Annotated in this window: 20 protein-coding genes; 10 read left to right on the top strand and 10 right to left on the bottom strand. The window is 70.2% G+C overall.

Going from position 1 to position 25,417, the window contains the following annotated elements; translation table 11 throughout:
* Positions 1–284 precede the first annotated feature (284 nt).
* Positions 285–1,010 carry an IclR family transcriptional regulator gene (locus tag AC07F0_RS03660; protein WP_478973766.1) on the top strand — a complete coding sequence of 242 codons (726 nt, stop codon included), beginning with the start codon at positions 285–287 and terminating at the stop codon, positions 1,008–1,010.
* A 98-nt stretch (positions 1,011–1,108) separates the two neighbouring features.
* Positions 1,109–1,543 carry an SsgA family sporulation/cell division regulator gene (locus AC07F0_RS03655; protein ID WP_020271172.1) on the top strand — a complete coding sequence of 145 codons (435 nt, stop codon included), beginning with the start codon at positions 1,109–1,111 and terminating at the stop codon, positions 1,541–1,543.
* A gap of 108 nt (positions 1,544–1,651) precedes the next feature.
* Here the strand turns inward: AC07F0_RS03655 and AC07F0_RS03650 are convergent, their stop codons facing one another.
* A complete protein-coding gene (locus AC07F0_RS03650; RefSeq protein ID WP_478973763.1) occupies positions 1,652–3,415 on the bottom strand; it encodes a YibE/F family protein in 1,764 nt (587 codons plus the stop codon).
* A 254-nt stretch (positions 3,416–3,669) separates the two neighbouring features.
* Here AC07F0_RS03650 and thiC point away from each other — a divergent pair, with 254 nt between their 5' ends.
* Both thiC and AC07F0_RS03640 read left to right on the top strand, forming a co-directional pair.
* Positions 3,670–5,469 (top strand): phosphomethylpyrimidine synthase ThiC, encoded by a 1,800-nt coding sequence (gene thiC, locus AC07F0_RS03645; RefSeq protein WP_478973760.1) that lies wholly within the window; start codon positions 3,670–3,672, stop codon positions 5,467–5,469.
* Between the two features lie 197 nt (positions 5,470–5,666).
* Complete coding sequence (locus tag AC07F0_RS03640) at positions 5,667–5,921, top strand: EF-hand domain-containing protein (RefSeq protein ID WP_436728841.1); 255 nt, start codon at positions 5,667–5,669, stop codon at positions 5,919–5,921.
* A gap of 164 nt (positions 5,922–6,085) precedes the next feature.
* Here AC07F0_RS03640 and AC07F0_RS03635 read toward each other — a convergent pair whose 3' ends face one another.
* Positions 6,086–6,298, bottom strand: a complete 213-nt coding sequence (locus AC07F0_RS03635; RefSeq protein WP_478973757.1) for a hypothetical protein — start codon at positions 6,296–6,298, stop codon at positions 6,086–6,088.
* Between the two features lie 138 nt (positions 6,299–6,436).
* On the bottom strand, positions 6,437–6,889 hold the full coding sequence (locus tag AC07F0_RS03630; protein WP_436728843.1) for an Lrp/AsnC family transcriptional regulator: 453 nt from the start codon (positions 6,887–6,889) through the stop codon (positions 6,437–6,439).
* A gap of 154 nt (positions 6,890–7,043) precedes the next feature.
* Between AC07F0_RS03630 and AC07F0_RS03625 the strand changes: the two genes are divergently transcribed.
* Complete coding sequence (locus AC07F0_RS03625; RefSeq protein WP_478973755.1) at positions 7,044–7,982, top strand: DMT family transporter; 939 nt, start codon at positions 7,044–7,046, stop codon at positions 7,980–7,982.
* A 79-nt stretch (positions 7,983–8,061) separates the two neighbouring features.
* On the opposite strand, the gene AC07F0_RS03620 is transcribed toward AC07F0_RS03625, so the two are convergent.
* From AC07F0_RS03620 to AC07F0_RS03610, 3 genes are all read right to left on the bottom strand, one after another.
* Positions 8,062–8,928 (bottom strand): hypothetical protein, encoded by an 867-nt coding sequence (locus AC07F0_RS03620; protein ID WP_478973752.1) that lies wholly within the window; start codon positions 8,926–8,928, stop codon positions 8,062–8,064.
* A gap of 183 nt (positions 8,929–9,111) precedes the next feature.
* The gene (locus AC07F0_RS03615) at positions 9,112–10,203 is read right to left on the bottom strand and encodes a metallophosphoesterase (protein WP_478973749.1); all 1,092 of its coding nucleotides are present in this window, start codon (positions 10,201–10,203) and stop codon (positions 9,112–9,114) included.
* 280 nt (positions 10,204–10,483) lie between these two features.
* Positions 10,484–11,596, bottom strand: coding sequence for a LacI family DNA-binding transcriptional regulator (locus tag AC07F0_RS03610; protein ID WP_436728846.1), 1,113 nt, complete (start codon positions 11,594–11,596; stop codon positions 10,484–10,486).
* Between the two features lie 453 nt (positions 11,597–12,049).
* On the opposite strand from AC07F0_RS03610, the gene hisC reads away from it, so the two are divergent.
* The 5 genes from hisC (at position 12,050) to AC07F0_RS03585 (ending at position 20,722) form a co-directional block, all read left to right on the top strand.
* Positions 12,050–13,129, top strand: coding sequence for a histidinol-phosphate transaminase (gene hisC, locus AC07F0_RS03605; protein ID WP_478973746.1), 1,080 nt, complete (start codon positions 12,050–12,052; stop codon positions 13,127–13,129).
* Between the two features lie 316 nt (positions 13,130–13,445).
* Positions 13,446–14,954, top strand: coding sequence for a cytochrome ubiquinol oxidase subunit I (locus AC07F0_RS03600; RefSeq protein WP_478973744.1), 1,509 nt, complete (start codon positions 13,446–13,448; stop codon positions 14,952–14,954).
* Between the two features lie 20 nt (positions 14,955–14,974).
* On the top strand, positions 14,975–15,979 hold the full coding sequence (gene cydB / locus AC07F0_RS03595; protein WP_478973741.1) for a cytochrome d ubiquinol oxidase subunit II: 1,005 nt from the start codon (positions 14,975–14,977) through the stop codon (positions 15,977–15,979).
* Positions 15,980–15,991: 12 nt separating this feature from the next.
* The gene (cydD, locus tag AC07F0_RS03590) at positions 15,992–19,489 is read left to right on the top strand and encodes a thiol reductant ABC exporter subunit CydD (protein ID WP_478973738.1); all 3,498 of its coding nucleotides are present in this window, start codon (positions 15,992–15,994) and stop codon (positions 19,487–19,489) included.
* Positions 19,490–19,663: 174 nt separating this feature from the next.
* Positions 19,664–20,722 (top strand): M23 family metallopeptidase, encoded by a 1,059-nt coding sequence (locus AC07F0_RS03585; RefSeq protein ID WP_478973736.1) that lies wholly within the window; start codon positions 19,664–19,666, stop codon positions 20,720–20,722.
* 99 nt (positions 20,723–20,821) lie between these two features.
* Here the strand turns inward: AC07F0_RS03585 and AC07F0_RS03580 are convergent, their stop codons facing one another.
* From AC07F0_RS03580 to AC07F0_RS03565, 4 genes are all read right to left on the bottom strand, one after another.
* Positions 20,822–21,724 (bottom strand): Cof-type HAD-IIB family hydrolase, encoded by a 903-nt coding sequence (locus AC07F0_RS03580; RefSeq protein WP_478973733.1) that lies wholly within the window; start codon positions 21,722–21,724, stop codon positions 20,822–20,824.
* 85 nt (positions 21,725–21,809) lie between these two features.
* Positions 21,810–22,712, bottom strand: coding sequence for an LLM class flavin-dependent oxidoreductase (locus tag AC07F0_RS03575; protein WP_478973730.1), 903 nt, complete (start codon positions 22,710–22,712; stop codon positions 21,810–21,812).
* A gap of 83 nt (positions 22,713–22,795) precedes the next feature.
* A complete protein-coding gene (locus AC07F0_RS03570) occupies positions 22,796–23,344 on the bottom strand; it encodes an RNA 2'-phosphotransferase (protein ID WP_478973727.1) in 549 nt (182 codons plus the stop codon).
* Positions 23,345–23,481: 137 nt separating this feature from the next.
* The gene (locus AC07F0_RS03565) at positions 23,482–25,239 is read right to left on the bottom strand and encodes an SDR family oxidoreductase (protein ID WP_478973724.1); all 1,758 of its coding nucleotides are present in this window, start codon (positions 25,237–25,239) and stop codon (positions 23,482–23,484) included.
* Positions 25,240–25,417: the final 178 nt, after the last annotated feature.

Genomic DNA, 25,417 nt, shown 5'->3' with positions numbered 1-25,417 from the left:
TCACCGGTTCCCTCGGCCGGGGGAAGTTTCCGTTCCGGGCCGTCTGCGTGCGGTGGCAGACGAATAGAGTCCGGAACTCGACGCGGGGACATCCCCGTGAGCGGCACACCCCACCCGTGTCCATCGGCACGGTCTGCCCCCTCGCGCTTCGGGAGTGACCCTTGGCCCCGGCTGACACCGCACCTGTCCACCTGCGCACCGTCCCCGCGCAACCCCGCTCGGCGCCCCTCTCCGAGCAACCGCCTCCCGCCCCGCCGCCCCCTCCGGCGACCCTCATCGGATCCGTGCAGCGCGCGATGCGCCTGCTGGAGACCGTCGCCGCGCACGAATACGGCGCCCCCGCCAAGCAACTGGCCCGGGAGACCGGGCTGGCGCTGCCCACGGCCTACCACCTGCTGCGCACCCTGGTACATGAGGGCTATCTGCACCGTGACAAGGGCCTGTTCTTCCTCGGTGAGGCCGCCGAGCGGCTGAGCAGCAGCGGGGCCCGGCAGAAACGTCGCAGCACGGTCGTCGACGCGCTCGCGCACTGGCGGGACGTGCTCGGCGTTCCCGTGTACTTCGCGGTGTACCGCGAGGGCGAGATCGAGGTCATGTGCGTCTCCGACACCCCGGGCAATCCCGCGGTCGAGGAGTGGGCCGACTTCCGGGAGACCGGGCACGCGCACGCCATCGGGCAGTGCCTGCTGTCCCAGCTGGACGAGGAGGCCCGCCGGGACCACCTCGACCGCTATCCGGTGCAGGCCCTCACGCCGTACACCGTGCGGGACAACCACAGCCTGCTGCGCCGTCTGGAGCGGGTGCGGCGGTTGGAACCCGTGACCGAGCGTCAGGAGTACGCCCTGGGCGCCGTCTGCGCGGCGATCCCGCTCACCCTCGGTACGAGGGCCGCGACGGTGGCCATCTCCCTGCCCGCTCACCAGGAGCACCGGCTGCTCCCGGCGGCCCGGCAGTTGCAGAGCGAGATCGGGAGTCTGCTGGGCTCGCTCGCGCTCTCTATCAGTATGTGAAAACTCACTCCTTGTGATCTGCTGTGTACGTTCAGCAAGATTCCATCAAGTGTCAGAGGTTCGTTGCCGGCCATCCACGGCGAATGACGGGGTTAGCGATGCGCGAGTCCGTACAGGCAGAGGTCATGATGAGCTTTCTCGTGTCCGAGGAGCTCTCCTTCCGCATTCCGGTGGAGTTGCGCTATGAGACCAGTGATCCCTATGCCGTCAGGCTGACCTTCCACTTGCCCGGTGATGCCCCGGTGACCTGGGCTTTCGGCCGGGAGTTGCTGATCGACGGCGTCGGCCGGCCGTGCGGGGAGGGCGATGTGCGGGTCACGCCCGTCGAACCGGATTCGCTGGGCGAGGTGCTGATCCGGCTTCAGGTGGGCAGCGACCAGGCGCTGTTCCGGTCCTCGACGGCACCGCTGGTCGCCTTCCTCGACCGCACCGACAAGCTGGTGCCGCTGGGCCAGGAGGGCTCGCTCGCCGACTTCGACGCCCATCTCGACGAGGCCCTGGACCGCATCCTGGCGGAACAGGGCGCCGGCTGAGACATCCGTCGGGCGGCACGGTGGAGTAACGCTTCACCGGATGCCGTCGAACTGTGCAGGAACGCTTCTCCGTACGGCGGGACAGCCGACTTCACCGTTCGCGAGCCGTCAGCGCTTGCGGCGCCGGCCCTTCCCCCCGCGTGCCGGGACCGCGGCGGCCTCCGCGGCGGGCTGCGTCCCCGGGCGGTCGGCCGAGACCACCAGTGCGGCCAGGGCCGTGGTGACCGGCACCGAGGCGACCAGGCCGATCGAACCGACCAGCGTGCGCACGATCTCCTCCGCCACCAGTTCGCTGTTGGCGACGGTCCCGACACCGCTCTGCGCGATGGAGAACAGCAGGAGCAGCGGCAGCGCGGCACCCGCGTAGGCGAGGACCAGGGTGTTGACGACCGAGGCGATGTGGTCGCGGCCGATCCGGATCCCCGCGCGGTAGAGGCCACGCCAGCCCATGGTCGGGTTGGCGTCGTGCAGTTCCCAGACCGCCGACGTCTGCGTGACCGTCACGTCGTCGAGCACACCGAGCGATCCGATGATGACGCCGGCGAGCAGCAGACCGCTCATGTCGATCGTCGGGTAGAGGCCGTGGATCAGACCGGTGTTGTCGTCGGTGTTGCCGGTGAGCGCGGCCCAGTCGATGAACAGCGAGCCCAGAACGCCGATCAGCAGCAGCGAGACGAGGGTGCCGAGCACCGCCACGGAGGTCCGGGCGGACAGGCCGTGACACAGATACAGGGCGATGAGCATGATGGCGCTCGCGCCCACCACCGCCACGAGCAGCGGGTTCGAGCCCTGAAGGATCGCGGGCAGGATGAAGAAGTTCAGCACCAGGAAGCTGATGGCGAGGGCGACCAGCGCCATGACACCCCGCAGTCGCCCGACGACCACGACGGCGAGGGCGAAGATGCCGGCGAGCAGCGCCAGGGGCAGTCGGCGGTTGATGTCGGTGACCGAGTACTGGAGATCCTTCGGCGCGGAGGGCTCGTAGGCGACCACGACCTCCTGGCCCTCGTGCAACTGACGGGACTGGTCCGGCTGGACGATCTCGGTGAAGGTACGGCCCTTGTCCTTGCCGCTGTCGACCCGGATCGTCGCCCGCTTGCAGGTGCCGTTCTCCTGCTGCACCGCGGAGGAACCCTCAGCGGTGGAGGTGTCGCCGGTCGGCGGGACACCCGAGGCGCCGGCCTCCTTGCAGCTCACCGCCACGACCTTGGTGACCGAGCCCTCCTGCGTCTGCCGGTCGAAGCCGACGCCGGTGCGCTCGTGCGGCGGGGCGCCGCCCGGCCACAGCACGGCGAGACCGACCAGCACGGCGGCGGCGAACGGGATCAGGATCGCCGCGATGACCTTGCGCAGGTGCATGGAGACGGGCGTGGCAGGACCGTGGTTGTGACTGTGCCCGTGCGCGCCGCCCGGCTCGGAGCCGGGCCCGTTTCCGTGCCCGTCGCCGCCTCCGCCGTGCCCGTCGCCGCCTCCGCCGTGCCTGTCGCCACCGTGCCCGTCGCCACCACCGTGGCCGTGGCCCCCGCCGGGACCGTGTCCTTCGCCGTACCCGTCGCGTCCGCCGTACCCGTCGCGTCCGCCGGGCCTGTCACCTCCGCCGTGCCCGTACCCGTCGCCGCGCCCGTCACCCTGCCCGGAGCCGGCAGGTTGCCAGCCTTCGGAGCCGGCACCGTACGAACCGGCCGGACCGGCCGTACCGCCGCCCTGTCCGTTCCCGGGACCGGGCCGGTGCGTGTGCGTCTGCCCCCGGGCGGGACCGAGCCCGCCCCCGGCGGCGAAATCGCGGTCGTGCCCACGGTCGTTGCCGTTGCCGGCGCCGGACCCGCGGGGCGGTTCGGGCGGTGGGTAAGGAGGACGCTGCGTCGTGGTCACCGACCGATCATCGCAAGAACGAGGGGGGCCCTCTGTTCACCGCGCCAGAATTGCCGCTAGCGTGGAGGCACCTTTTGTACACGCGGGAGCTCGGAGCACCGGGCTGAGAGGGCGCTGACCTCCGTCCCAGCGATGTTTCACATGAAACATCACCGAAGTCGAGTGATGTTTCACACGGAACGTCGGCAGACGGAAGCCGCTGCGTCGACCGCCGAACCTGTTACCGGGTAATGCCGGCGTAGGGAGTAGGTCTCATGACCAACAAGGACGCACGCACGCCTGCCTCCGTTCAGGACGCACAGTCCGAGGAGGCCGGGAAGTCCATCGGCTGGCACAAGGCGTACGTCGAGGGCAGCCGCCCCGACCTGCGGGTGCCGGTCCGTCAGGTGCATCTCACCAACGGGCAGTCGGTCACCCTGTACGACACGTCGGGCCCGTACACCGATCCGCTCGTCGACACCGACGTCCGCAGGGGCCTGTCGCCGCTGCGCGAGAACTGGATCATCGCCCGTGGCGACACCGAGGAGTACGCGGGGCGGCCCGTCCGTCCGGAGGACGACGGCGTCAAGCACACCTCGCCGCGCGGGGGCCTGCGCAACCTCGACGCCGTCTTCCCCGGCCGACCGCGCCAGCCGCGCCGCAGCAGGGACGGCAAGGCGGTCACGCAGCTCGCGTACGCCCGCCGCGGCGAGATCACGCCCGAGATGGAGTACGTGGCCATCCGGGAGAACGTCTCACCCGAGGTGGTCCGTGACGAGATCGCGGCGGGCCGGGCCGTGCTTCCGGCCAACGTCAACCACCCGGAGATCGAGCCGATGATCATCGGCAAGCGGTTCCTGGTGAAGGTCAACGCCAACATCGGCAACTCGGCGGTGACGTCCTCCATCGAGGAGGAGGTCGAGAAGATGACCTGGGCGACCCGCTGGGGCGCCGACACGGTCATGGACCTGTCCACCGGCCGCAACATCCACACCACACGCGAGTGGGTGCTGCGCAACTCCCCCGTGCCCATCGGCACCGTGCCGCTCTACCAGGCCCTGGAGAAGGTCGACGGCCGGGCCGAGGAGCTGACCTGGGAGATCTACAAGGACACGGTCATCGAACAGGCCGAGCAGGGCGTGGACTACATGACGGTCCACGCGGGCGTGCGCCTGCCGTACGTGCCGCTGACGGCGAACCGGAAGACCGGCATCGTCTCGCGCGGCGGCTCGATCATGGCGGCCTGGTGCCTCGCGCACCACAAGGAGAGCTTCCTGTACGAGAACTTCGAGGAGCTCTGCGAGATCCTCGCCGCGTACGACGTCACGTACTCCCTCGGAGACGGCCTGCGGCCGGGCTCGATCGCGGACGCCAACGACGAGGCGCAGTTCGCGGAACTGCGGACTCTCGGGGAACTCAACCGGATCGCGAAGCGTTTCAACGTACAGACCATGATCGAAGGCCCGGGCCATGTCCCGATGCACAAGATCAAGGAGAACATCGACCTTCAGCAGGAGATCTGCGATGAAGCTCCGTTCTATACGCTCGGCCCGCTGACCACGGACGTCGCGCCGGCGTACGACCACATCACCTCCGGCATCGGGGCGGCGATGATCGCCTGGTGGGGCACGGCGATGCTGTGTTACGTCACGCCCAAGGAGCACTTGGGCCTGCCGAACCGCGACGACGTCAAGACCGGTGTCATCACCTACAAGATCGCCGCCCACGCGGCGGATCTGGCCAAGGGACATCCGGGTGCCCAGGAGTGGGACGACGCGCTGTCCGACGCCCGTTTCGAGTTCCGGTGGGAGGACCAGTTCAACCTCGCCCTCGACCCGGACACGGCACGGGAGTTCCACGACGAGACCCTGCCGGCGGAGCCCGCCAAGACGGCTCACTTCTGCTCGATGTGTGGTCCCAAGTTCTGCAGCATGAAGATCAGCCAAAGCATCACGGAGCGGTTCGGTGGTGCCGCGGCCGGAGCGTCTGCCGACGAGATCGCAGAAGGAATGCTCCAGAAGTCCAAGGAGTTCGCGGAGAGCGGCAACCGGGTCTACTTGCCCCTGGCGGATTGATGTGGCGAGGAGGCAGGCCGCGCCGGTCCTGCCTCCTCAACCGTTGTCCCTGCAGAACAGAGAGATGGCCGCTTTCTGCCACCCCAGTGACTCCCGCTCCCACCGCCCGCGCGGGGCAACCCGGTCGGCGCGCAAGGCGTCCTTCCCGGTGGGCGGGATGGATCTGTCCGCCTGCCCAGCATGCGACGGGGACGAGGATGAGTGACAAGGCCCTCAGGCTGTTCGAGGCGCTCGATCTGGACCAGGACGGGATGCTCACCCGGGAAGAGGTGATCGTCGCCCTGCGGACGAAGGGACCGTCCCTGGCCGCCTCGGGCGTTCTGCCGCTCTGGGGAGTGCAGGACGCCGACGCTTCGTCCGCGCTGTTCGACTCCGCCGACCAGAACGGGGACGCCGTACTGACGCTGGAGGAGTTCGCCGCGGTGGTGAACCGCCGGTTCGGCTGGAGCTGAGCCTGGCGGTGATCGTGACCGACGCCCGGCTGCGTCACCTCCGTCTCGTCGGTTTCGGCGGCGGTCACGCGGGTGGGCGGCCGGTGATGGCCGGCAGGGTCTTCGTTCTGATCCGGTGATAGGCCCGGAAGCACCCTTCTGACAGCGCGCGCCTTCCATGACCGTCAGCGTTCAGGGCGCAGGTCTCGGTTCTCGAACGCACGCCGGACCGCGACGCCCTCGTCTTCGACCAGTCCGGCGGCATCCGGCAGTTCCAGCGCGGTGGCGCAGTGCTCGCACACCATCGTCCCGCTTGCGGCCGGGTCGGCCGGCCTGCTCCCGCATGCCTTGCACATTCCCTCGCCCTGGGCGCTGTCGCGTATCCGCCGCTCTTCCATCAGGTGCCTTCCTTCTCACTGCACGGTGCCCGAGTCCGGGTCGTCCTGAAGCCGGGTGCCCTGGAAGGCATACGGCCTATCCGGCCCGCGGGTCGCGGCAGCGGCTGCGCGACCTGCTGATCACGACCCTGGAGGGCCTCACATCGGCTCGATGACGTTCTGCCGCAGGTGCCCGTAGATCACCGAGGTGCGCACGTCCGCGAGTTCCTGTCGCTCAGTCAGCTTGTCGAGGACCACCGAGTGCAGATGGTCGGTGTCGCGGACCGCCACATGGATGAGGAAGTCGTCGGTGCCCGTCAGCACGAAGACCGAGATCACCTCAGGCATCCGCGCCACGAAGGCCTGGAACTGTTCGATGACCGCACGAGTCGGCGGCCGCACCCGCACGGCGATCATCGCCTGCAGACCCCGGCCCATCGAGGCGAGGTCCACCTCTGCGTGGAAGCCGAGCAGCACGCCGCGCTCGCGCAGGGAGCGCACCCGCTCCAGACAGGTGGAGGGGGCGATCCCCAACTCCTGTGCCAAATCCCGGTTGGTACGCCGACCGTCCTGCTGCAGAAGCCGCAGCAACGCCGAATCAAGTTCGTCCATGTTCCGTCAATCTCCCGTCTTCCCGAATTATATTCGGCAAGTGTGCCATACACCCGTTGGATTGCTAGCGTGTGGGCCATCATTCCGTCCATGATTCGCCTTCCTGCGCGGTCTGGGCGGAGTCGGGGAGTGCGGACCGAAAGGGAGAACAGGGGTGGACGAGGGGAAAGCCAGGGGCTGGGCGATCTGTGCCGTGGTGGCGGCCGCGCTGTTCTGGAGCAGCTCGTACGCGGTGACCAAACAGGTCCTGGCGGACGTCGGTCCGCTGAGCATTGGGGCCATCCGCTTCACGCTCGCCGCCGCCCTGCTCGGAATCATGGTGCGCATGCGACGCAAGCCGGTCGCGCGGCCGAATGCCCGCCAGCGGCGAATGATCCATCTGAGCGGCCTGCTCGGCATCACGGTCTACTTCGTGCTGGAGAACGTAGGCGTCGAGCTGTCGACCGCCTCGGATGCCTCTCTGATCGTGGCCACCTACCCGCTGATGACCATGCTGCTGGAGCTTGTGGTCTTCCGGACCCGAATGCCGCTGCTCCGGGTCGGCGGTGTGCTGCTCGCCACCGTGGGCGCCTTCCTGGTCGTACGCAACGGAGCGGAAGTCGGCGGCAGCGAGCGCTGGTTCGGTGATGTCCTGCTGCTGCTCGGCGGACTGGTGTGGGCCGGGTACAACGTGCTGGGCAAGTACGCGGGCCGCGGTCAGGACGCGATGACGCTCACCTACCACCAGACCGTGGCGGGCGCCGCCGGCTTTCTGCTCGCTTCGCTCCTGGAGGCCGGGGACTGGCAGGTACCGAACGGGGCGGCCTCGGCACTTCTCGCCTATCTGGCCGTGGCATGTTCCGTCGGCGGCTTCCTTCTCTACAACTACGGCCTGCGCCGAATGACCTCGAGTGTCGCGGTCAACATCCTCAACCTCGTACCGGTGTTCGGTGTGCTCGGTGCCGTGGTGATCAACGGAGAGACAGTCCGGCTCGGGCAGGCCTTGGGTGGCGCGATCATCATCGCCGGTGTGGCGCTTGGAGTCATCGAACGCCGATCGACTTCCGAGGGAGCCGCGGTTCCCGAGCCGGCCGCGGTCGGCGCGCGCACCTGAAGGAGTCCGTCCTGGGGCACGGTGGCGCCGCCCCACCGGGAGGGATCCGGTCCCGGGGCACTGACCCGGGACCCGACGGCTACTCCGGCTGGTGTTCCGGGCCTCCGAAGTCCGGGCTGGTGTAGTCCGGACTGCTGAAGCTCGGCCGAGAGCCGCGGTCGCCGTCGTCCGGGCTGGAGAAACCCGGGCGGTCGTAGCCGAGGTGCGGGATGCGGCTGACCGGCGTGGACGGGGAGGTGTGGTGCACCGCGGCGGCCGCGCTCGGGTCGACGAGGGCCTCCCGGAGGAAGGGCACGATGCCGCGTTCCAGCAGGGCTTCGCGCCAGGCCTCCCTGGCCCGGTCCACCTCCCCGTGCAGCTCGCCGTGCGGGTCGCTTTCGGCCGTCGGCTTGTTGCGCAGGGCGGTGATCAGCAGTCCCACCGCGGCGACGAGGATCGCGACCGCGGTCACGGCGCCGAACACCCAGCCCGTGGTGAGCATGGTCCGGGCGAACGTCTGCTCGGGGTTGAGCATCTGAAGGATGTAGCCGACGAGCAGGAAGATCGCCGCGGCGGTTCCGGCCAGGACGGGAGCGAGGACGGCGACGACGGCGACGGCGCCCGCGCCGGCGGTCTCGGCGACCTCGCCCATGGTGGCGGTGAGGCCCGCCGCGCCCGTGTCCGGCTCCTCCGAGCCGGATGCGCGCACGGCCGGCCGGTCGGCCGGCGCCGGCCGGCGCTGTGCCTCGCGGACCTTGACGTAGTGCTGGTATTCGGTCGACGCGGCCGCCGTGATGAGCGCGGTGGCGTTCAGCGCCATGGTGCGCAGTTGCTCGGAGTTGAGCCGCTGTCCGACAGCGGCCAGTTCCGGACGGTGTGGTGCGGAGCGCAGCGCCTCATCGAGGATCCGCTCGTATTCCTGGCGGTCCTCGCTCAGCAGGTGCTGCGGAACGCTGTTCATGTGCATCCCCCGATGCTCCGTAGGGCTTGGGGCTCGGCATGCTGACGAGCCGTCGGGCAGAAACGGAGGGGAGCCTGCTACGGATAAACCGATGGTAGAGCCGTGAAGGTGGGCGGTGACAGGGGGTTTACCGAAATTGGCCCCTCACCGGTCCGGTCCTGTGACGGGAAACGCCTGCCCGGTGAACGTTCACGTACCCAGCGGCAGTTGCTGGACCAGCAGCTTTCCGGCCATGGTCACACCGCCGTCCATGGCGATGGCCAGTCCGTCGGCGTAGACGTGCGGCCCCTCGACCACGGGGTCGGTCCTCTCCTCGTCTTCCTCGGAGCCGACCTCGCCCAGGAGATACGGAATCGGGCTGTGACCGTGAACGATACGGCTGCCTCCGTACGTATCGAGCAGGGAGCGTACGGCGTCCGCGCCGCCCTCGTCACGGAAGGAGAACCGCTTGGTGAACTTGCGGAACAGGTCCCAGACCTCGTCCGCGTCGTTGCGCGTGAGCGTCTCGCGGACGGTGTCGTTGACCTCTTCGATGGAGCGGCCGTAGTCGAGATAGGCGGTGGTGTCGGAGTGGACGAGCAGGTGGCCGTCGACCTCCTCGACGGCGTCCAGACGGGCCATCCACTGCAGGTGGTGGTCCTGGAGGCGGTCCATGTCGGTCTTCTGGCCGCCGTTGAGCAGCCAGGCCGCCTGGAAAGTGGCGGTGCCGGCGCCGGAGTTGACGGGGGTGTCGCCGAACCGCTTGGCGCCGAGCAGCAGCAGCTCGTGGTTGCCCATGAGTGCCTTGCAGTAGCCGCCGGCCGCGGCGGCCTCGGCGGACAGCCGCATCACCAGGTCGATCACGCCGATGCCGTCGGGGCCGCGGTCGGTGAAGTCGCCGAGGAACCACAGCCGGGCGGTGCCCGCGCACCAGTGGCCGTCGGCGTCGAGGAGGCCCTTCTCCTGGAGGGCCGCCACCAGCTGGTCGAGGTAACCGTGCACATCACCCACGACGTACAGCGGGCCCTGCCCGGTGTCGGCCTGCGGGGCGGCGACGGTCTCGGGGTCGATGGCCACCTGGACGGTGTCGCCCCGGTTGATCACGGGCAGATCGCGCTCGGTCGGCGTGTACCCCTCGGGGTAGGTCTCCTCGGTCGGCGGGGCGACCTCGCCGGGGTGCGCGCTGTGGACGTACGGACCGGCCTCGTGGACGTACGCGGGCACCCGGAAGTCGCGCAGCGTCGCCGTCCGCTCCACCTCGGGTCCCTGACCGGCCCCCTGAGTCATCGACCCCTCCACCATCGCGCCGCAGCTGCACCGCATCGGACTGCCTGGTCGTAGCGGCCCGTGGGTGTCGTGGGCCCATCATAGGAATGCGGATCGCGCCATGTGATGACCCAGGGGTGGTGAATCAGAGCAAGAGTCCAGTTCACCGCGGCTTTCGCCCCGATTGAGCCGGGCTTCGACCACCGTGTGACCGTCCTCGCTTTCCTTGTCTTCGCGAGAACGATCCCTTCTCTCCGGGGGACCGGCCCTGTTTCTCCCCAGGAGTGCGCACTTTCGTTGACCCGATCGGGCGGGTTTAGGCCCCCTCGGGTGACCGCGGCGGGCTGACCGTCGTGCGCGGCGGGCGCCGCTGGGACGACGTGCGCACGATCAGCTCCGTCGGTATCACCTGCTCCACCGGGCGGTCGGAGTCCACTCCCTCGATGGCGTCGATGAGGAGCTGCACGACCGCCGTGCCGATGCGGCGCGGTTTCAGGGAGAGCGTGGTGATGGGCGGGTCGGTGTTGGCGTACACGGTGGACTCGCTGCAGCAGACCAGCAGCAGGTCGTCGGGTACGCGCAGGCCGTAGCGGCGGGCGGCGGCGAGCAGGTCGGTGCCGTTCGGGTCGAACAGGCCGTAGACCGCGTCGGGCCGGTCGGGCCGGGCGAGCAGCCGGTCGGCGGCGACGGCGCCCGCGCACGGATCGTGCGCCGGGTAGGCCTCGTACACCGGATCCTGGCCGACGCGTTCGCACCAGCGCAGGTAGGCGGTGGTCGACAGGTGGGTGTACGTGTCCGTGGTCGTACCGGTCAGCAGGCCGATGCGGCGGGCGCCGGCGTCGGCCAGGTGGTCGAGGATGCCGAGGACGGCGGCCTCGTGGTCGTTGTCGACCCAGGCCGTGACCGGCAGAGAGCCGGCCGGGCGGCCGTCGGAGACGACCGGCAGGCCCTGGCGGACGAGTTCGCTGACGACCGGGTCCTGGTCGGAGGGGTCGATGACGACCGTGCCGTCCAGGGCTACGTTCGACCACACGTCGTGGCGGGAGGTCGCGGGGAGGATGACGAGGGCGTAGCCGCGGGCGAGCGCCGCGGAGGTGGCGGCCCGCGCCATCTCGGCGAAGTACGCGAACTCGGTGAAGGTGAAAGGTTCATCCCCGTAGGTCGTCACGGTCAGGCCGATGAGTCCCGACTTGCCGGTACGGAGGGTCCGGGCGGCGGCCGAGGGCCGGTAGCCCAGCCGGTCGGCGACCTCACGGACATGGCGCCGGGTGGCGTCCGGGAGCCGGCCCTTGCCGTTGAGGGCGTCGGAGACGGTCGTGATGGACACTCCGGCGGCGGCGGCCACGTCTCTGATACCCGCCCGACCCGGCCGACTGCCTCGACGTGAGGTTTCCGCGCGGCTCACCTGGTGCTTCCCTGCTGCTGTCATGGCGAGCCGATAGTAGGGCTCATGCGGTGGGGTAGTGCGGACGCATATGCACGCGTTGACAGGCACGTTTCTGCATGATCATTCGGCCCCAATTGCTTTGGAAAACAAGGGCGTTGGCGTCTCCCATGCCAGTACCTGGCTTGTCGGCCCGCACGGGCCTGCCAAGTGGCCGATGTTGCGAAGAGGTCTCAACTCACCTGTACGGGGGATGCGCGCCACGGAGCGCACCACCGGCGCGTAGATATATGTGCGGCGCGCCCCTGCTTTCGTACGCCTTCGTACGGTGATGCCTCTGATGCCGGTGGGACGCACACGTGATGCCTGTGGGACGCACCAGGCCGGCCTTCGTCGCTCCGTCGTGGCTATACGCAGCGGCGCCGAATCCTCATAAGGTGAGGAGTATTGGATGTCGGCGGCGGTCATGGGCCGCCGGTCTTCGCGAGGAGGACTGCGGTGAGCGAGACGAGCCCCAAGCTGCGCGCCGAGCTGGAGGGGATCCCCACCTACAAGCCGGGCAAGCCGGCCGCGGCGGGTGGGCCGGTGGCCTACAAGCTGTCCTCCAACGAGAACCCCTACCCGCCGCTGCCGGGCGTGATGGAAACGGTGACGACGGCGGCCTGCGCCTTCAACCGCTACCCGGACATGGCCTGTACCGGGCTGATGAACGAGCTGTCCGAGCGGTTCGGCGTGCCCCTCTCCCACCTGGCCACGGGCACCGGGTCGGTCGGTGTCGCCCAGCAGCTGATCCAGGCCACCTCCGGCCCCGGCGGCGAGGTCATCTACGCCTGGCGGTCCTTCGAGGCGTATCCGATCATCACGCAGATCAGCGGCGCGACCTCGGTGCAGGTGCCGCTGACCTCCGGTGATGTGCACGACCTCGACGCGATGGCCGACGCGATCACCGACCGGACCCGGCTGATCTTCGTCTGCAACCCGAACAACCCGACGGGCACGGTCGTGCGGCGGGCGGAGCTGGAGCGCTTCCTCGACCGGGTGCCCGGTGATGTGCTGGTGGTGCTCGACGAGGCCTACCGCGAGTTCATCCGCGACCCCGAGGTGCCGGACGGTGTCGAGCTGTACCGGGACCGGCCCAACGTCTGCGTTCTGCGGACCTTTTCCAAGGCCTACGGCCTCGCCGGCCTGCGCGTCGGGTTCGCCATCGCCCACGAGCCGGTGGCCGCGGCGCTGCGCAAGACGGCGGTCCCGTTCGGGGTGAGCCAGCTCGCGCAGGAAGCGGCGATCGCCTCGCTGCGCGCCGAGGACGAACTGCTCGGCCGGGTCGGCTCGCTGGTGTGTGAGCGCACGCGCGTGGTCGACGGGCTGCGCGCCCAGGGCTGGACGGTGCCCGAGACCCAGGCCAACTTCGTGTGGCTGCGGCTGGGGGAGCGCACGGTCCCGTTCGCGGAGGCGTGTGAGCAGGCAGGTGTGGTGATTCGGCCGTTCCCCGGTGAGGGTGTGCGGGTGACGGTCGGGGAGACCGAGGCGAACGACATCTTCCTGAAGGTGGCGGAAGGGTTTCGCAGGGAGATCTAGGAACTGAGAACCGTTGGATGAGCCGGTCGGCGCCAACCGTCGACCGGTTCCACGCGTTTCGGGTCGCCGTCCCGCACGGTTGCGAGCAGACCGGGGTCGTCGTCGATGCGGCTCCGGACATTGCGCCTGTTTCACGTGAAACCGACGCTCCTGTATCGGACGATGCCTGCCGTTGATTCAACAATATGTTGAAGTCCCGGCCAGGAGTTGACTGTGACGGGGGAGACAGGGGACCCCCTCCGGGGCTCGAAAGTCCGTGCTGCATAATGGCTTGTGAATGTGAACGCTTTCACAAGCGTATGTAAGGAGCGGCGACGTGGACCTCGCTTTGGCGCCGGAGACCCTGGCGCGATGGCAGTTCGGCATCACCACCGTCTACCACTTTCTGTTCGTCCCCCTGACGATCTCGCTGGCCGCCCTGACGGCCGGACTGCAGACCGCCTGGGTGCGAACGGAGAAGGAGAAGTACCTCCAGGCGACGAAGTTCTGGGGCAAGCTCTTCCTGATCAACATCGCGATGGGTGTGGTCACCGGCATCGTGCAGGAGTTCCAGTTCGGCATGAACTGGTCCGACTACTCGCGATTTGTCGGTGACGTCTTCGGCGCGCCGCTCGCCTTCGAGGCCCTGATCGCCTTCTTCTTCGAGTCCACCTTCATCGGCCTGTGGATCTTCGGCTGGGACAAGCTGCCCAAGAAGATCCACCTGGCCTGCATATGGATGGTCTCGATCGGCACGATCCTGTCGGCCTACTTCATCCTCGCGGCCAACTCCTGGATGCAACACCCGGTCGGCTACCGGATCAACGAGGCGAAGGGGCGGGCCGAGCTCACGGACTTCTGGCTGGTGCTGACCCAGAACACCGCGCTCGCCCAGGTCTTCCACACGCTCACCGCGGCCTTCCTGACCGGCGGCGCCTTCATGGTCGGCATCGCCGCCTTCCACCTGGTCCGCAAGAAGCACGTCCCCGTGATGAAGACCTCGCTGCGGCTGGGCCTCGTCACCGTCGTCGTCGGCGGTCTGCTCACCGCGGTCAGCGGTGACACCCTCGGCAAGATCATGTACCAGCAGCAGCCGATGAAGATGGCCGCGGCCGAGGCGCTGTGGGACGGCGAGAAGCCGGCGCCCTTCTCGGTCTTCGCCGTCGGTGACGTCGACAAGGGGCACAACAAGGTCGCCATCGAGATCCCCGGCCTGCTGTCCTTCCTCGCCAAGGACGACTTCACCTCGTACGTGCCCGGCATCAACGACGTCAACAAGGCCGAGCAGGAGAAGTACGGGCCCGGCGACTACCGGCCCAACATCCCCGTGGCCTACTGGGGCTTCCGCTGGATGATCGGCTTCGGTATGACGTCGTTCGCCATCGGCCTGGCCGGGCTGTGGCTGACCCGCAAGAAGTTCATGCTGCCGCAGCATCTGCGGGTGGGTGAGGACGAGGTGCCGCACCTCGTGCTGCTGCCGAAGAAGGCCCTCAGCCCGACGCTCACCAAGTGGTACTGGCGCATCGCGATCCTCACCCTGGGCTTCCCGCTGATCGCCAGCTCCTGGGGATGGATCTTCACCGAGATGGGCCGCCAGCCGTGGGTCGTCTACGGCCTGTTCCAGACGCGTGACGCGGTCTCCCCCGGTGTCTCCCAGGCCGAGGTCATCACCTCGATGGTCGTCTTCACCACGCTGTACGCGATCCTCGCCGTCGTCGAGGTCAAGCTGCTGGTCAAGTACGTCAAGGCGGGTCCGCCGGATCTCACCGAGGCCGACCTCAACCCGCCCACGAAGATCGGCGGCGAGTCCCGTGACGCCGACAAGCCGATGGCCTTCTCGTACTAGGCCGAGGGAGCTGCACAGTCATGGAACTGCACGACGTCTGGTTCGTCCTGATCGCCGTCCTGTGGACCGGCTACTTCTTCCTGGAGGGCTTCGACTTCGGGGTCGGTGTGCTCACGAAGCTGCTCGCCCGCAACCGGCCCGAGAAGCGGGTGCTGATCAACACCATCGGCCCCGTCTGGGACGGCAACGAGGTGTGGCTGCTGTCGGCGGGCGGTGCCACCTTCGCCGCCTTCCCCGAGTGGTACGCCACGCTCTTCTCCGGCCTCTACCTGCCGCTGCTGCTCATCCTGGTCTGCCTCATCGTCCGGGGTGTCGCCTTCGAGTACCGCGCCAAGCGCCCTGAGGAGCACTGGCAGCGCAACTGGGAGACGGCGATCTTCTGGACCTCGCTGATCCCCGCGTTCCTGTGGGGTGTGGCCTTCGGCAACATCGTGCACGGCGTGAAGATCGACCAGGAGTTCAACTACGCCGGCGGCGTCCTGGACCTGCTCAACCCTTACGCGCTGCTCGGCGGTCTGGTCACGCTGGCGCTGTTCACCTTCCACGGGACGGTGTTCGTCGGGCTCAAGACGGTCGGGGAGATCCGGGAGCGGGCGCGGAAGCTGGCGCTTCGGGTCGGGCTGGTGACCGCCCTGCTGGCTGTCGCCTTCCTGCTGTGGACGCAGGCCGATCGGGGTGACGGAGCATCGCTCGTCGCGGTGGCCGTAGCGGTGGCGTCGCTCGTCCTGGCCCTGGTCGCGGCGCGGGCGGGGCGTGAGGGCTGGGCGTTCGCCCTGTCGGGGCTCACCATCGTGGCCACGGTGGCGATGCTCTTCCTGACGCTGTTCCCGAACGTCATGCCGTCGACGCTGAACCCGGACTGGAGCCTGACGGTCACCAACGCCTCGTCCAGCCCCTACACCCTGAAGATCATGACCTGGTGCGCGGCGGTCGCCACTCCCGTCGTGATGCTCTACCAGGGCTGGACGTACTGGGTGTTCCGCAAGCGGATCGGTACGCAGCACATCGCCGACCCCGTGCACTGAGGTGTGTTTCACGTGAAACCAATCGATCCGCGTCTGCTCCGGTACGCCCGTGCCACCCGGGGCTTCCTGGTGGCGGTCGTCGCCCTGGGTGCCGTCGGGGCAGGGCTGGTCATCGCGCAGGCGATGCTCATCGCCGAGGTGGTGGTCGGCGCGTTCCAGCACCGCATGGCGGTGTCCGAACTCGGCACTCCCCTGCTGCTGTTGGCCGCTGTCGCGGTCGGCCGGGCGCTGGTCGGCTGGCTCACGGAGCTCGCCGCGCACCGGGCGAGCGCGGCGGTGAAGTCCGAGCTGCGGGGGCGGTTGCTGGAGCGTTCCGCCCAGCTGGGGCCGGGCTGGCTGAGCGGGCAGCGGACCGGTTCGCTGGTCGCCCTGGCCACCCGGGGCGTCGACGCCCTCGACGACTACTTCTCGCGGTATCTGCCGCAGCTGGGTCTCGCGGTGGTCGTGCCGGTGGCGGTGCTGGCGCGGATCGTCACCGAGGACTGGGTCTCCGCGGCCATCATCGTGGGCACCCTGCCGCTCATCCCGGTCTTCATGGTGCTGATCGGCTGGGCCACCCAGTCCCGGATGGACCGTCAGTGGCGGCTGCTGTCGCGGCTGTCCGGGCACTTCCTGGACGTCGTCGCGGGGCTGCCGACGCTGAAGGTCTTCGGGCGGGCCAAGGCGCAGGCCGAGTCGATCCGGCGGATCACGGGTGAGTACCGGCAGGCCACCATGCGGACGCTGCGGATCGCCTTCATCTCCTCCTTCGCGCTGGAGCTGCTCGCGACGATCTCGGTGGCGCTGGTCGCCGTGACGATCGGCATGCGGCTGGTGCACGGCGAGATGGACCTGTACATCGGCCTGGTCATCCTGATCCTGGCGCCGGAGGCATATCTGCCGTTGCGGCAGGTCGGGGCGCAGTACCACGCGGCGGCGGAGGGGCTCGCCGCGGCCGAGGAGATCTTCGACGTTCTTCAGACGCCCGTGCCGGCCTCCGGTTCCGGGGCCGTGCCGGCGGGTGCGCTGGCCTTCGAGGGTGTGGCGGTCCGCTACCCGGGGCGGTCTTCGGACGCCGTGTCGGACGTCTCCTTCACCGTCGAGCCCGGGGAGACGGTCGCGCTGGTCGGGCCGAGCGGTGCGGGCAAGTCGACGCTGGTGAACGTCCTGCTCGGATTCGTGCCGCCGGCCGAGGGCCGGGTGCGGGTCGGGGGAGCCGACCTCGCCGACGTGGACCTGGAGCAGTGGCGGTCCCGGATCGCCTGGGTGCCGCAGCGCCCGCATCTGTACGCCGGGACGATCGCCGAGAACGTACGGCTGGCGCGGCCCGACGCCGACGACGACGCCGTACGGCGGGCGCTGCGGGACGCCGGGGCGCTGGAGTTCGTGGAGGCGCTGCCCGAGGGCGCGGACACCGTGCTCGGTGAGGACGGGGCCGGGCTGTCCGCCGGGCAGCGGCAGCGGCTCGCGCTGGCTCGGGCGTTCCTCGCGGACCGGCCCGTGCTGCTGCTCGACGAGCCGACGGCCGCGCTGGACGGGGCCACCGAGGCCGAGGTCGTGGTGGCTGTACGGCGGCTCGCGGCCGGGCGGACGGTGCTGCTCGTGGTGCACAGGCCGGCGCTGCTGGAGGTAGCGGACCGGGTGGTGCGGCTGACGGAGCCCGAGACCGCCGCGGTGCCTGCCGGGTCCGCAGCGGTCCCGCGTGCAGGGGCGGTTTCCGTCGAGGCCGAGGTGACCGCCGCGGCCTCTCCTGCGGAACCCGGCGGCCGGCCCGCCTCGGGCGGCGGCGTCCTCGCGCGCGTCCGCGCCATGTCCGGTGCCCGGCGCGGACGGCTCGGACTCGCCTTGCTCCTCGGGAGCCTCGCGCTGGGGAGTGCCGTGGGGCTCATGGCCACTTCCGGGTGGCTGATCTCGCGGGCCTCGCAGCAGCCGCCCGTGCTGTATCTGATGGTGGCCGTGACGGCGACGCGGGCCTTCGGGGTCGGGCGGGCCGTGTTCCGGTACGCCGAGCGGCTGGTCTCGCACGACGCTGTGCTGCGGATGCTGGCGGACACCAGGGTCGCGGTGTTCCGCAGGCTGGAGCGGCTGGCTCCTGCCGGGCTGCACCGGACGCGCCGGGGCGATCTGCTGTCCCGGCTGGTCGCGGACGTGGACGCGTTGCAGGACTACTGGCTGCGGTGGTTCCTGCCGGCCGGGGCGGCCGTCGTCGTGTCGGCCGCGTCCGTCGGTTTCACGGCATGGCTGCTGCCGGAGGCCGGGGCCGTGCTCGCGGCCGGGCTGCTGGCGGCGGGGGCCGGCGTGCCCCTCGTCACGGGTGCCGTGGCGCGGCGGGCCGAGCACCGGCTGGCGCCCGCCCGCGGGGTGCTCGCGACGCGCGTGGCCGATCTGCTCACCGGGACCGCGGAGCTGACCGTCGCCGGTGCCCTGTCCGCCCGGACCGCCCAGACACGCGAGGCCGACGGGGTCCTCACCCGGATCGTGTCCCGCGCCGCCACCGCCACGGCCCTCGGCGACGGGCTCACCGCCCTGATCTCCGGCCTGACCGTCACGGCCGCCGCCCTGGTCGGCGCGCAGGCGGTCGCGGCCGGGCGGCTGGACGGCGTGACCATGGCCGTCGTCGTCCTCACCCCGCTGGCCGCCTTCGAGGCCGTGCTCGGGCTGCCGCTCGCCGTGCAGTACCGGCAGCGGGTGCGCCGGAGCGCCGAGCGGGTGTACGAGGTGCTGGACGCCCCGGAGCCCGTGGGGGAGCCCGAGCAGCCCCGGCAGGCGCCCGCGTCGCCGTTCCCGGTCGTCGTCAAGGCACTGGCCGCACGGCACGCGGGGCAGGACCGGGACGCGCTCACCGGGCTGGACCTGACCCTCCACGAGGGCCGCCGGGTCGCCGTGGTCGGACCCTCCGGCTCCGGCAAGACGACCCTGGCGCAGGTGCTGCTGCGGTTCCTCGACGCGGACGCGGGCTCGTACACGCTGGCGGGCGTGGACGCGTACGGGCTCCGCGGGGACGACGTACGCAGGCTCGTCGGGCTGTGCGCGCAGGACGCGCACCTCTTCGACAGCTCGCTGCGCGAGAACCTGCTGCTCGCCCGGAAGGACGCCACCGAGGACGACCTGCGTGCCGCACTCGGCCGGGCCCGGCTGCTGGCCTGGGTCGGCGGCCTGCCCGACGGGCTCGACACGCTCGTCGGCGAGCACGGGGCGCGGCTGTCGGGGGGCCAGCGGCAGCGGCTGGCGCTGGCCCGGGCACTCCTCGCCGACTTCCCCGTCCTGGTGCTGGACGAGCCCGCCGAACACCTGGACCTGCCGACCGCCGACGCGCTCACGGCCGACCTGCTGGCCGCCACCGAGGGCCGTACGACCCTGCTCATCACACACCGGCTGGCGGGTCTGGAGGCGGTGGACGAGGTGATCGTGCTGGACCAGGGACGTGTCGTGCAGCGCGGGGCGTACGCGGCGCTGGTGGCCGTGGACGGGCCGCTGCGGGAGATGGCGCAGCGCGAGGCGGCCTCGGAATCGCTGATGGCCACGCCCTAGCAGGGCCCTACCGGCGTCGCACCGAGCCGCGCACTGGCTGGTCCGACGGCGCCGTACCGACCGCGTCTCTGGCAGGGCACGACCGGACTCGCACTGAGCCGTTCGGGGCCGCCGGTCCCCCGTCCGTACGAGACGAACAGGCCAGCGCGGCCCGGCTGGGTGACGATCACTGACATGCGCTCATATCGCCGCCATCGGTTGGTCGTTCCGGTTCTGCTGTGCGCACTGGCGGTGCTCGCGGCCCGGCCGACGGCGGCGCACAAGGAACCGGGCAGCGGCACCGGCGGGGACTCGGGGCTCAGCGCCGAGGTGGCGCGGCTGTACGAGGAGGCCGCCGTGGCGACCCAGCAGTACGAGGCGGGGCGCCAGAAGGCCGAGGAGCAACGGGCCAGAGCCCAGCGGGCCGAGGAACTCCTGGACGGTCAGCGGCGGCACATCGCGGCCCTGCACGAGGACCTGGGCCGGATCGCCCGTGCCCAGTACCGCTCCAGCGGCGGCCTGCCGGTGGCCGCGCAGCTGATCCTCGCCGAGGGCCCCGACGATCTGATGCGGGGCCAGCACGCCTTCTCACAGACTAATCTCGCCGTGAACAACGCGATCTCCAAGAGCCGCCGGGCCGAGGCACGGCTCGCCGCGGACGAGGCCAAGGCCGCGGCCCACTGGCAGGCGCTGGAGAAGCGGAACACCCAACTCGCCGCTCTCAAGGCGGCCATCGAGCAGAAGCTGGAAACGGCACGCTCGCAGCTCCAGGGGCAGGCGGACGCCTCGGCCGCCGCCGGGTCGTGCCGCGGGGCCGCGCGGCTGGACCAGCCGGAGACGGGGTTCACGAGCGCGTGGGTCGCGCCCGTGGAGGCGTACGAGCTGTCCGCGTCCTACGGCAGCGGGGGTGCACGGTGGTCGAGCCGGCACACCGGGCAGGACTTCGCGGTGCCGATCGGCACGCCGGTGCGGGCCGTGGGCACGGGCCGGGTCGTGAAGGTGTCCTGCGGGGGTGCCTTCGGCATCGAGATCGTGCTCAGACACGCGGGCGGCTACTACACGCAGTACGCCCATCTCGCGTCCGTCGCGGTCGACGAGGGGGAGCACGTCGAACCCGGCCAGTGGATCGGCCAGTCGGGCACCACGGGCAACTCCACCGGTCCGCACCTGCACTTCGAGACCAGGATCACGCCGGAGATGGGATCGTCCGTGAATCCGGTGTCATGGCTGGCGGCTCGCGGGGTGTCGCTCTGACTCCGCCGAGAGCCACCTATGCAGCCCGGTGAGCGCATCAGCGAGCACTACCACCCGGCGCATCCAGCCGCACCGCAGTCCCCTCTCCAGCAGTCCCACCTACGGCCGCGACGGCCACGGCAGTTCCGTGAGCAGCTGCTCGATCACGACCGCCACGCCGTCCTCGTTGTTCGCCACCGTCCGTCCCGAAGCCGCGGCGATCACGTCCGGGTGGGCGTTGCCCATCGCGTAGGACCGGCCGGCCCAGGTCAGCATCTCGACGTCGTTCGGCATGTCGCCGAAGGCGACGACCTGCTCGTGCGAGATGCCGCGCTCGGCGCAGCACAGGGCGAGCGTGCTGGCCTTGGACACACCGGGGCCGCTGATCTCGAGCAGGGCACTGGGGCTGGAGCGGGTGACGTTGGCCCGGTCTCCGATGGCGAGCCGGGCCAGCGTCAGGAAGGCGTCGGGGTCCATGTCGGGGTGGTACGCCAGGATCTTCAAAACCGGCTCCGCCGCCGCGCGGTGGTCCGCCGACAGCAGTTCCTCCGCCGGGGCGAGGCTGTCGGGGATCTCCATGTGCAGCTTGGGGTAGGCCGGTTCCTGGTAGAAGCCGTACGTCTGCTCCACCGCGTACACCGTGCCCGGAGCCGCGTCGCGCAACAGCCGTACGGCGTCCAGCGCGTTCGCCCGCTCCAGCTCCCGTACCTTCACGAACCGGTGGGAGCCGGGGCCTCCGTGCAGGTCGACCACGGCGGCGCCGTTGCCGCAGATCGCCAGGCCGTGGCCGTGCACGTGGTCGCTCACGACGTCCATCCAGCGGGCCGGGCGGCCGGTGACGAAGAAGACCTCGATGCCCGCCTCTTCGGCGGCGGCCAGCGCCGCCACCGTGCGCGGGGACACCGACTTGTCGTCGCGCAGCAGGGTGCCGTCGAGGTCGGTGGCGATCAGCCGCGGAGGAAGGGTGTCGGCCGCGGTATCGGGCTGTCGGGTCGCTGAGGTCACCCCGCCATTGTCCCGCATATGCCTGCACGGGCGTGCGGGAGCCCGCACAAGTGAGTGAATACCGCCCTCACCAGGACTTCCCGAGGGGTTTCCCGCAAGGCCCTCAGCGCAACTGCGCCGGTGCCTCCATGGCGATCTGCTCGAAGGCCTTCTCCTCCGCCGCGAAGGGCGAGTCGGGGATGGGCCAGTGGATCACGATCTCCGTGAAGCCCAGTTCCATGTGCCGGCCGGCGAAGTCGACGAAGGCGTCCAGGGACTGGAGCGGCCGGCCACGGTCCGGGGTGAATCCGGTGAGCAGGACCTTGTCGAGGTCGGCCATGTCCCGGCCGATCTCGGCGCAGATGTCGGCGAGCTTCTCCACCTGCCCGCGGATGGCCTGAACCGACTGTTCAGGAGTGCCGTTCTCGTACAGCTTGGGGTCGCCGGTGGTCACCCACGCCTGCCCGTACCGTGCGGCCAGCCGCATGCCGCGCGGCCCGGTCGCGGCCACCGCGAACGGCAGCCTGGGGCGCTGCACACACCCGGGGATGTTCCGTGCCTCGTGCGCCGAGTAGAAGTCGCCCTCGTACGACACCGCGTCCTCGCTGAGCAGCCGGTCGAGCAGCGGGACGAACTCGGCGAAGCGGTCGGCCCGCTCGCGCGGAGTCCACGGCTCATGGCCGAGCGCGGTGGCATCGAAGCCCGAGCCGCCCGCGCCGATGCCCAGCGTGACCCGCCCGCCGGAGATGTCGTCGAGGGAGATCAGCTCCTTGGCGAGGGTCACCGGGTGCCGGAAGTTCGGCGAGGTCACCAGGGTGCCCAGCCGCAGCCGGTCGGTGCTGGTCGCGGCGGCGGTGAGGGTCGGTACGGCACCGAACCAGGGGCCGTCCCGAAAGCTGCGCCACGACAGGTGGTCGTAGGTGTACGCGGTGTGGAAGCCGAGCTGCTCGGCACGCGTCCAGGCCGCACGACCACCTTCCTGCCAGCGGCGATACGGGAGGATCACGGTGCTCAGACGCAGACTCATGGCATCGAGCCTAAAGGAGCGCTGCGCGTGGCCCGTGTTTCACGTGAAACAGTCACCGTGAGCGGCGCGTCCCGCACGGCGTGTCAGTGAGGCCCGGGAAAGCGCAGATACCGCGGCGGTACGGCCTGGGTGAGCCACACGCCGTTCGCACTCACATGGAAGACATGGCCGTCACGGTGCATGGCGGCCGCGTCCACGGCCAGCACGACCGGCCGGCCACGGCGGGCGCCGACGCGGGTCGCCGTCTCGCGGTCCGGCGAGAGGTGCACGGCATGCCGGTTCATGGGCCTGAGTCCCTCGGCCCGGATCGCGTCCAGGGTGCGGGCGACGGTGCCGTGGTAGAGGTACGCGGGCGGAGTCGCCGTCGGAAGCCCGAGGTCGACCTCGACGCTGTGCCCCTGGCTGGCGCGGATCCGAGTGCCCTCGACGGCGAAACGCCGCTTGTCGTTGGTGGCGACGACATGGTCCAGCTCGGAACGGGTGAATCGGAAGCCATGGGCGGCGGCTGCGGCGATCAGGGCGTCGATCTCGACCCAGCCGCCCTCGTCCAGTGCCAGCCCGATCCGCTCCGGCTGGTGGCGCAGATGCTTCGAGAGGTACTTCGACACCTTGATGGTGCGACTTTCGTCCATCCCCTCAGGGTGCGGGAGAGACCTGAATCACGCGATTGGGTTTCCCCTGGGGGTTTGATCCACAGCCAAGGGGGGTTATCCACAGGCGAGTTCGAGAATTCTGTGGACAACTGGCCCCCCTCTCAAGCTACTTGGCATCACATCGGCGGCTTCAGCCGTGCGATCCCCCGCAGTGCCCCCGGCGCGAACCGCGACAGCCAGCGCGCGCCCCGCGCCTCCGGCGTGACCGGGACCACCGCCTCGTTGCGCGCCACCGCCCGCAGGATCGCGGCGGCGACCTTCTCCGGCGGGTAGTTCCGCAGCCCGTACAGGCGGGCGGCACGCTGCCGCAGCCGCTTCTCCTCACCTGCGTCGACCCCGGCGAAGTGCGCCGTGGACGTGATCGCGGTGTTGACGAAGCCCGGGCAGATCGCCGTCACGCCGATCCCCCGACCAGCGAGTTCCGCCCGCAGGCACTCGCTGAGCATCAGCACGGCCGCCTTGGAGGTGCTGTAGGCGGGCAGTGCCCGGGACGGCTGGTATGCCGCAGCCGACGCCACGTTCACGATGTGGCCGCCCTGCCCGCGCCCGGCCATCTGCCGGCCGAAGAACCGGCAGCCGTGGATCACACCCCACAGGTTGACGTCGAGGACCCTCTTCCAGTCCTCCGGTGTGGTGTCGAAGAAGGAACCGGACAGCCCGATCCCGGCGTTGTTCACGAGGACGTCCACCACCCCATACTCGGCGGTGACTTTCTCGGCGAGCTTCTCCATGGCCTGCTCGTCGGAGACGTCGACCGTCTCCGCCCAGGCCTCGGGAGCGCCGGCCAGGCGGGACGACTCGGCGGTGCGGGCCGCCGCCTCGGCGTTCCGGTCGACGGCCACCACGCGCGCGCCGTTCCCGGCGAACGCCAGCGCCGCCGCCCGCCCGATGCCGCTGCCCGCCCCGGTGACCAGCACGAGCTGTCCGCCGAACCGCTGGGCGTACCTGCCGCGCGCCACCCCCGGGGACCGCCCGCTCTCCACGGACGTCACGAACTCCTCGATCCACGAAGCCAGCTGATCGGGACGGGTGCGGGGGATCCAGTGCCCCGCCTGAACCGTCCTGCGGGTCAACTGCGGAACCCACTGCTCCAGCCCGTCCGTGAGCCGCTCCGACAGGAACCGGTCTTCCAGGGGCGTCACGATCTGCACAGGCGCGTGCGCGTACGCGTCCGTGCGGGGCCTGCGCAGCCGGGGCCGTACGTTGTCCCGGTACAGCCAGGCCCCGTGTGCCGCGTCCGACGGCAGGGACGAGGTCGGGTAACCATCCCGGGGCACCTTCTCGACGCGCTCCAGAACCCCGGGCCAGCGCTTGCCGAGCGGGCCGCGCCAGGCCAGCTCGGGCAGCGCCGGCGTCTGCAGCAGGTACACGTACCAGGACCTGGCGCCCTGCCCGAGGAGCTGGCCGATCCGGCGCGGGGTGGGGCGCTTGACGCGCTTGCTGATCCAGTGGCCGAAGTGGTCGAGGGACGGCCCGGACATCGAGGTGAAGGAGGCGATGCGGCCCTCGGTCCGCTTGACGGTGGTGAACTCCCAGCCCTGTACCGAGCCCCAGTCGTGCCCGACCAGATGCACCGGCCGGTCCGGGCTGATCGCGTCCGCGACGGCCAGGAAGTCGTCCGTCAGCTTCTCCAGCGTGAACCCGCCCCGCAGCGGGCGCGGTGCCGTCGACCGACCGTGGCCGCGGACGTCGTACGCCACCACGTGGAAGCGCCCGGCGAGACGCGCGGCGACCTCGGACCACACCTCCTTGCTGTCGGGATAGCCGTGGACGAGGACGATCGTCGGCCGTCGCGGATCGCCCAGTTCGGCCACGCACAGCTCGACTTCACCGGTCCGCACCCAGCGCTCCCGCGCTCCCGTGAGCAACGTCATCCGGCGAATCTGGCAGTTGTTAGAGACATCGTCAATAGGGCCCCCGGGCGGGTCACCGGTGTCATCCCGGTCGTGGTAACTCTCAAGAACCAGGTCCCCTAGGGGCCCGTACTACTCCAGGTTGACCTGAATACAGCTCTGCGGAGTGACGACCGCCACGAGCGCGGCCCCTACCTTC

The sequence above is a fragment of the Streptomyces sp. NPDC045955 genome, from assembly GCF_056430805.1.
Note: the sequence above shows the minus strand (reverse complement) of the source record. Positions and strands in the feature narration are given on the sequence as shown.